This is a genomic window from Proteiniphilum sp. X52 (assembly GCF_003712195.1).
GTDB lineage: Bacteria > Bacteroidota > Bacteroidia > Bacteroidales > Dysgonomonadaceae > Proteiniphilum.
In genome coordinates this window covers 43,351-49,593 of the sequence record NZ_RDSD01000028.1, presented here as the reverse complement: position 1 = coordinate 49,593, position 6,243 = coordinate 43,351, and the positions used below count along the sequence as shown (strand labels likewise).

General features: G+C 45.1%; 8 protein-coding genes. 6 read left to right on the top strand and 2 right to left on the bottom strand.

All coding sequences use genetic code 11. The features are described from left to right. Nucleotides 1–8: 8 nt before the first annotated feature. Together D7D25_RS18835 and D7D25_RS18305 are read left to right on the top strand one after the other, a co-directional pair. Nucleotides 9–92, top strand: coding sequence for a T9SS type A sorting domain-containing protein (locus D7D25_RS18835; protein WP_370453863.1), 84 nt, complete (start codon nucleotides 9–11; stop codon nucleotides 90–92). Nucleotides 93–184: 92 nt separating this feature from the next. Beyond that, nucleotides 185–322, top strand: coding sequence for a hypothetical protein (locus D7D25_RS18305; RefSeq protein ID WP_221408019.1), 138 nt, complete (start codon nucleotides 185–187; stop codon nucleotides 320–322). Nucleotides 323–474: 152 nt separating this feature from the next. On the opposite strand, the gene D7D25_RS15935 is transcribed toward D7D25_RS18305, so the two are convergent. After that, nucleotides 475–1,311, bottom strand: coding sequence for a phosphatidate cytidylyltransferase (locus D7D25_RS15935; protein ID WP_122969918.1), 837 nt, complete (start codon nucleotides 1,309–1,311; stop codon nucleotides 475–477). 90 nt (nucleotides 1,312–1,401) lie between these two features. Further along, nucleotides 1,402–1,845: a DUF5606 domain-containing protein gene (locus D7D25_RS15930; protein ID WP_122969925.1), complete on the bottom strand. Its 444-nt coding sequence runs from the start codon at nucleotides 1,843–1,845 to the stop codon at nucleotides 1,402–1,404. A 239-nt stretch (nucleotides 1,846–2,084) separates the two neighbouring features. On the opposite strand from D7D25_RS15930, the gene D7D25_RS15925 reads away from it, so the two are divergent. The 4 genes from D7D25_RS15925 to D7D25_RS15910 all read left to right on the top strand — a co-directional run bounded on the left by D7D25_RS15925 (nucleotide 2,085) and on the right by D7D25_RS15910 (nucleotide 6,175). Then, nucleotides 2,085–3,287: a lactonase family protein gene (locus D7D25_RS15925; RefSeq protein WP_255417350.1), complete on the top strand. Its 1,203-nt coding sequence runs from the start codon at nucleotides 2,085–2,087 to the stop codon at nucleotides 3,285–3,287. 196 nt (nucleotides 3,288–3,483) lie between these two features. Then, a complete protein-coding gene (locus D7D25_RS15920) occupies nucleotides 3,484–4,125 on the top strand; it encodes a porin family protein (RefSeq protein ID WP_158602646.1) in 642 nt (213 codons plus the stop codon). A gap of 188 nt (nucleotides 4,126–4,313) precedes the next feature. Next, complete coding sequence (locus D7D25_RS15915; protein WP_255417349.1) at nucleotides 4,314–5,396, top strand: sensor histidine kinase; 1,083 nt, start codon at nucleotides 4,314–4,316, stop codon at nucleotides 5,394–5,396. Nucleotides 5,397–5,407: 11 nt separating this feature from the next. After that, entirely contained in the window at nucleotides 5,408–6,175 is a 768-nt protein-coding gene (locus D7D25_RS15910) for a LytTR family DNA-binding domain-containing protein (RefSeq protein ID WP_122969916.1), read from the top strand. The last annotated feature ends 68 nt before the right edge of the window (nucleotides 6,176–6,243 follow it).

Genomic DNA, 6,243 nt, shown 5'->3' with positions numbered 1-6,243 from the left:
AAATCTCCGTGTCAGATCTACCCAAAGGCATGTACTTTGTGCGGGTGATAAAAGACGGGAAAACCCAGACGAAGAAGTTGTTGAAGAGATGACCGGAAGGAATGTTAAAAACCGCTTGCAGTCCTTGTTTGCAAGCGAAAAAAAGAATATATAACCGAATTTTTAACTACAAAAATGATGAACTATGAAACCAAAAACAATTTTATTTAGCATAATCGCCCTATTCATGATGATGGTAGGAATGGACTGCGAGAAAGAATTATCGGAAACCGAGCTTATGAAACAGCAAATAATCGGTACATGGGAATGCAAAAAAAGATGAGTGCTGTCTTTTGTTTTGTCAAAACGAAGAGATATAATTTTTAAAATAAATTAAATCATTAATTAATAGATATTTATATATCAAACAATTTATATATGAAAGAGTGGAAAAATAAGCGTAAAACAATTACTCGTAAAATTCACAACAGTTTCTTAAAAAAAGAGGAACAGAATCAGGTAGAGGAAAACGGCAGGGACAGCCCCTAAAAGACTGTCGATCCGGTCGAGTATACCGCCATGCCCGGGAATGAGGTCGCCGGCATCTTTTACGTTGCATGTCCGCTTGATAAGCGACTCAAACAGATCGCCCAACGTTCCGAACAGGCAGACCACTATGGCCAATCCCATCCAGAAAGGGACGGAAAAGCCGGGATAAAGCCGGGCGAAGATCAGCGAGGCAAGCATGGTGAACAGGATACCCGCGATAAAACCCTCTATCGATTTTTTGGGGGAGATATGTTTTATCAACTTGTGTTTGCCAATCAGCGATCCGATGAAATAAGCGGCCGTGTCGTTCACCCACAGGAAGACAAAGAGCGCCAGTACCGGAAGCCAATCGTACTCGTTGCCCCCGACATTGGGAGAATAGGAAATGAACATGAGCAGGCTCAACGGCATGGTAATATAAACCTGTCCGAAAACCGAATAGATGATACCGTGAAGGACATCATGCCTGCGCAGGAAAATGGCTGAGGCAATCAGTATAAGCAGGTAGCCAAGGATGAAGACGGGCAAGAGATAGGTGTGGATACCTTCGAGATAGAGAAAGACCGAGATAAAAATGATAACCCCTGACAAAATATTGAATACCTTGCTGATGGCGTGTGAGGTGTCTTTCTCAACCATGCGATAAAACTCAAACAGTCCGGAACCCAGTATGGCCCCGAAAACGGCAAGGAACGAAAACCGGCCTCCCAGCAGACCCAAAAGTATGACCAGGATATAAATGATGCCGGCTCCCGCGCGGGTAGAGATATCTTTTATGTTCAATTTTCCTTATGATTTTAAGACCTGCCAAAGATACGCTTTTCTTTCCTTAGGGAAACAAGAACCTTCGCTGCAAAGTCCAGAATAGGAGAATTATTTTTCTCCTTCTTTTGTTTGAGATTCATCAGAAGCGCTTTCTACCGTTTTTTCCGCTTCTTCCAGGTCGATATTGTGCTCTGTCAAAATATTATACCAGGAAATTATTTTTTTCACATCACCCGCATAGACGCTGTCCCGGCTGTAATCGGGGAGTACCTCGCCCAGATATGTGAACAACTCTTTGCCGGACGCTTTCGATCCCAGGAATACCTGTTTGCCTCCCTCTTTTTCTTTTATTTTTTTCAATACCTCCCGCAACGGAGTATCCCCACTTTGGGTATATATGGATACGTCACTCAGGGCCACCGCCTTTTCCTGTGCATATACAGGAACACGTTTTCCATCGGCAAGCGATTCAACGATATTCATATTTTTATTGGTGGAGATGAGTTTATATAAGCCTGGGCGGCCGGTGATGGATAATATTTCGGACAACATAATTAATTTCTGTTTAGCAATCGGGTTTGATTTTTTGACGGTGCAAAAATACGGAGTCCGCGCCACATTCGCAAACTTTTTCCAAAAAAGAGAAATTGTTTCGGAAAAATAAGTTACTTTCGTGAAATGCGCTTCGCGCATAGTGTGTTTTGCACGATAGCGCCTTCGTTGACAACGCGCCTTCGTTGACAATGCGCCTTGCGCGATAATATATGCTGTGACCGATAAATGTAAGAAAGATGATCAAGAAAGTAATGGTGGCCGGTATGGCGGCGGCTTTGTTTATTTCATGTACAGGAAGCCGTTCCGGAAAGGCAGGCGATGGTAACGCGTCGGAGGAGACGCTTGCCGCGACAGAGACTATGAGTGGAGACCTCTTTTTATTGGCAGGAACCTACACTTCAGAAGAGGGTGGTAAAGGGATATATTTGTACCGTTTCAATACCGATACCGGGAATTCCGACTCAGTCAGCATGGTGGAAGTCGATAACCCATCATACCTGACCTTGAGTCCGAACGAGCGGTTTATTTACGCGGTAAGTGAAAATAACGAGTCAGGTAGTGCCGTACATGCTTTTTCGCTCGATAAACGGATCGGGAAGATGGAATTGCTGAACTCCCGCCCTGTGAAGAGTAGCGCCCCTTGTTATATCACTATCGACAGTAAAGGCCGGAATGTGCATACTGCAAATTATGGAGGAGGAACCATTACCTCGTTTCAGGTAAAAGAGGACGGCACACTCACTTCAGCCGTCTCGATGATCGCTTTCAATGGATCCGGCCCGGACTCTGTCCGCCAGGAGCGCGCCCACCCGCACTGCGTGAGGTATTCTTCCGACGGGCAATATCTGTTTGCCGCCGATCTTGGGAGTGATAAACTTTATCGTTTCGATGTGAACGATACCCCGTTTGAGGGACAGCCCGCGTTGATGGAGAATAGCTTGAAAGAATTTATTTTACCTGCGGGCACCGGGCCGCGCCACTTCGATTTCCACCCCCACGGAGGCAGATATTTTTACCTGTTGGGTGAGTTATCGGGGGAAGTGATTGTTTTTGATTATGCTTTCGGTGAGTTGACCCAAAAACAGATCATCGCGGCTGATTCGACGGGTGCCAGGGGTAGCGCCGATATCCATGTCTCACCCGACGGGCGTTTTCTGTATGCCTCGAACCGGTTGCAGGCCGACGGGATCGCTATCTTTTCCATTGACCCGGCCGAGGGAACACTCACCAAAACGGGTTATCAATGGACCGCAAAGCATCCGCGTAATTTTGTGATCACACCGAATGGGAAGTTCCTTCTGGTAGCCGGCAGGGATGATGATAAGATCCAGGTGTTCCGCGTTGATCCCGGGACAGGGTTGTTGACCGACACCCATCAGGATATCTCCGTCAGTAAACCGGTCTGCCTGAAGTTTGCAGGGACAGCCGGGAACGACTGAGTTTTACGCCTTCATAATTTTTTCAATTCACATTGAGGTTCAAGATCGTTTCAGTATTGGTTTTTCACATTTCAAGCCTCTGATTTTTCGGTTGGATACTTTTTTTGTATCTGGCATGATATCGTGTGCTACTTTTGTGTCGTCAAGCTTGAAGAGAAGAACAGTCAAAATTTGTCCAAATTTAAATATTGAAACAATGAAGAAAAAAACAATTTTACTAAGTTTAATTGCCCTTATAACCATAGGGACAACAGGTGTAAATGCACGAACACCTATCTATTGGGGTGTGAAAGGTGAAATGAATTTGTCGAACTTTTTATTGAGCGACTTCGATCATCTATCGAGTAAAATGAAGCTGGGCCCTAATTTAGGCGGGTTCATGAGAGTTGAATTACACGATAATTTTGCGCTTCAACCGGAGCTGTCGTTTTTCTATAGAAATGCTAAAATGGAAGCTCTCTCGGAAGATGACACATTCAAGCAGTGGGGAATGCAGCTCCCGATATATGCTTTGGGTCAATACAGAACCAATCACGGATTGTTCTATGGAGGTGTGGGGCCGTTCGTAGGATTGGGTTTTGATGCAAGACTTGATGATCTTGACATAGACCTGTATAAGGAAGTAGCGGGTAAAACGCCTTTGAACCGTTGGGATTTTGGTCTTGGGCTCCTGCTGGGATATGAGTTCAACAGTGGTTTTCAAGTGAACGCAGGCTACCAGTTCGGATTGGTAAATCAGGCGGACGAGTTGACCGGTTTGAAAAATGTGATCAGCGGTTCGGACGATGCTAAGATGCGGACCCAAACTGTGAATATCGGTATAGGATATCGTTTCTGACAGAAGCGGAACGCTGAACCCAAAGAGATTGTCTCAAGGTCCGGTCATGGAGGCCGGAAATGAACCCTGGGTCGATTTTTCCGATCCCGATGGACATCCGCCAGATAACCGATGTTCATCGGGTTTTTTTTCTCTCTCTTTTTCCGTACATTTGTAAGTCAGTCATAATGGAAACGGTAATTGAAAAAATGAAACTACGAAAAGAACGTTCTTTTATCCTCAGTTACGATAAAAAAACGGCGCTCACAGCTGCGGTTATCATCAGTTTTATCCTGGCTTTCGTCATGCTGTCGTCGTCGATGTACTACACCATATCGTTAAATAAGAAAAGCGAGATAGGGCTGGTTGATATCATCACACCGGAGTCTGTTGTCACGCTGCTGGTCAATACGCTGGTTTTCTATTTCCTTTTCCGACTGCAATTTTGGGCGGTAACGCACTTCCTGAGCCGCCCATATAAAATGTGGCTGCTCTTGCTGAGTCTCTTTGTGGTGATTATCTTCCTGAGCCCCTTTTTTTCACAGATGCAGTGGTGGTGGTTTCGCGGTGAAGTATCGCCCGGAGCCTATTTCACATTGCACTATGTGAAAGACTTTATTATCCTTATCATCTCTTTTCTCTTTACGATGTTGATCTATTTTATCAATCAGAATCAAAAGAGGGTGACCGAAAATCAACACCTGGTTTTAGAGAATCTGCAAAACAGATACAATGCGCTTAAGAACCAGACCGATCCGCATTTCCTGTTCAATTCGCTGAATACGTTGAACGGGCTGATCGGGTATGATGATCAACGAGCCAGGGATTATGTCGAACAACTTTCCCATGTGTTCCGCTATACGATGCAGAACAGGGTGGTATCCAGATTGTCCGATGAGTTGGAGTTTGCAGAGTCGTATATCTACCTGATGAAGATCCGTTATAGCGACGGATTGGATGTGCAAATACGTGTCGACGATGAGAAAAAGGGGTATTATATGATTCCGTCAGGACTGCAGGTACTGATTGAGAACGCCATTAAGCATAATGTCATAAGCCGGAGGAAGCCGCTTCGTATCGTGATTGAAACCCTCCCGGATGACAGGATTCGTGTGGAGAATAATCTGCAGATAAAAACCGGCGAGAAGGGAAGTAACGGCCTGGGACTGTCGAATCTGAACGAACAATACAGATTGTTATTCGGAAAGGAGATTGTTGTCAGTTCTGCCCACGGGGTATTCTCTGTTGAGATCCCGCTCATAAAAGATAGGGATAGCTATAAATATACGTAAAGCCATATTCGATGAAAGTAGTAATTGTGGAAGATGAGATTGTCGCCGCGCAAAACTTGGAACGGATGATACAGGCGGTGGATGGAAGTATGGAAATTCTGGCCGTGCTGCAAAGTGTGGAGGAGTCTGTGGAATGGTTTTCGTTGAACGCTTCTCCTGATGTTGTTTTCATGGATATTCATTTGGCCGATGGTGATGTTTTCTCGGTTTTCGAGCAAGTTGAAATCCTTAGCCCCATTATCTTTACCACCGCGTACGATGAATATGCACTCAAGGCGTTCGAGGTAAACAGTATCGATTACCTGCTGAAGCCGATCAACCGGCAGAATCTTGAGAAGGCGCTGAACAAGCTCACTTCACTGACCTCTCGACAAAATAACAGGGAGCTTGTCTCGCAAATTATGCAATCGATGCATGAATCGAAGATACCCTATAAGAGGCATTTCCTCATTCCCAATAAGGATAAGCTTATCCCGCTGCCGGTGGATGACATTGCCTATATCTATACCGAATATAAAATAGCGAAAATTGTTTGCTTCAATCAAAAGACATTCTCTCTGGATAGCTCCCTCGATGAGTTAATGGGACAGTTGAATCCGGCACAATTTTTCCGTGCTAACCGGCAATATATTGTATCCCACCGCGCCATAAAGGATATGTCGGTTTGGTTCGGAGGCAAGCTGGCGGTAAATCTTTCAGTGGAGACGCCCGAGCGAATCATGGTAAGCCGGGCGCGCAATCGTGACTTTAAAGACTGGTACATGGATAATATCCTGTAGGCTTTTCCTTACCTCCTCCTTCTTGTGATAAATACCGCTCGACTCCTCTTGCCGGAAGAGCCTGCTGT

Coding starts and splice junctions, on each gene's coding strand:
- D7D25_RS18305 (WP_221408019.1), top strand. CDS start 185: ATGAAACCAAAAACAATTTTATTTAGCATAATCGCCCTATTCATGATG.
- D7D25_RS15930 (WP_122969925.1), bottom strand. CDS start 1,845: ATGTTGTCCGAAATATTATCCATCACCGGCCGCCCAGGCTTATATAAA.
- D7D25_RS15925 (WP_255417350.1), top strand. CDS start 2,085: ATGATCAAGAAAGTAATGGTGGCCGGTATGGCGGCGGCTTTGTTTATT.
- D7D25_RS15920 (WP_158602646.1), top strand. CDS start 3,484: ATGAAGAAAAAAACAATTTTACTAAGTTTAATTGCCCTTATAACCATA.
- D7D25_RS15915 (WP_255417349.1), top strand. CDS start 4,314: ATGAAACTACGAAAAGAACGTTCTTTTATCCTCAGTTACGATAAAAAA.
- D7D25_RS15910 (WP_122969916.1), top strand. CDS start 5,408: ATGAAAGTAGTAATTGTGGAAGATGAGATTGTCGCCGCGCAAAACTTG.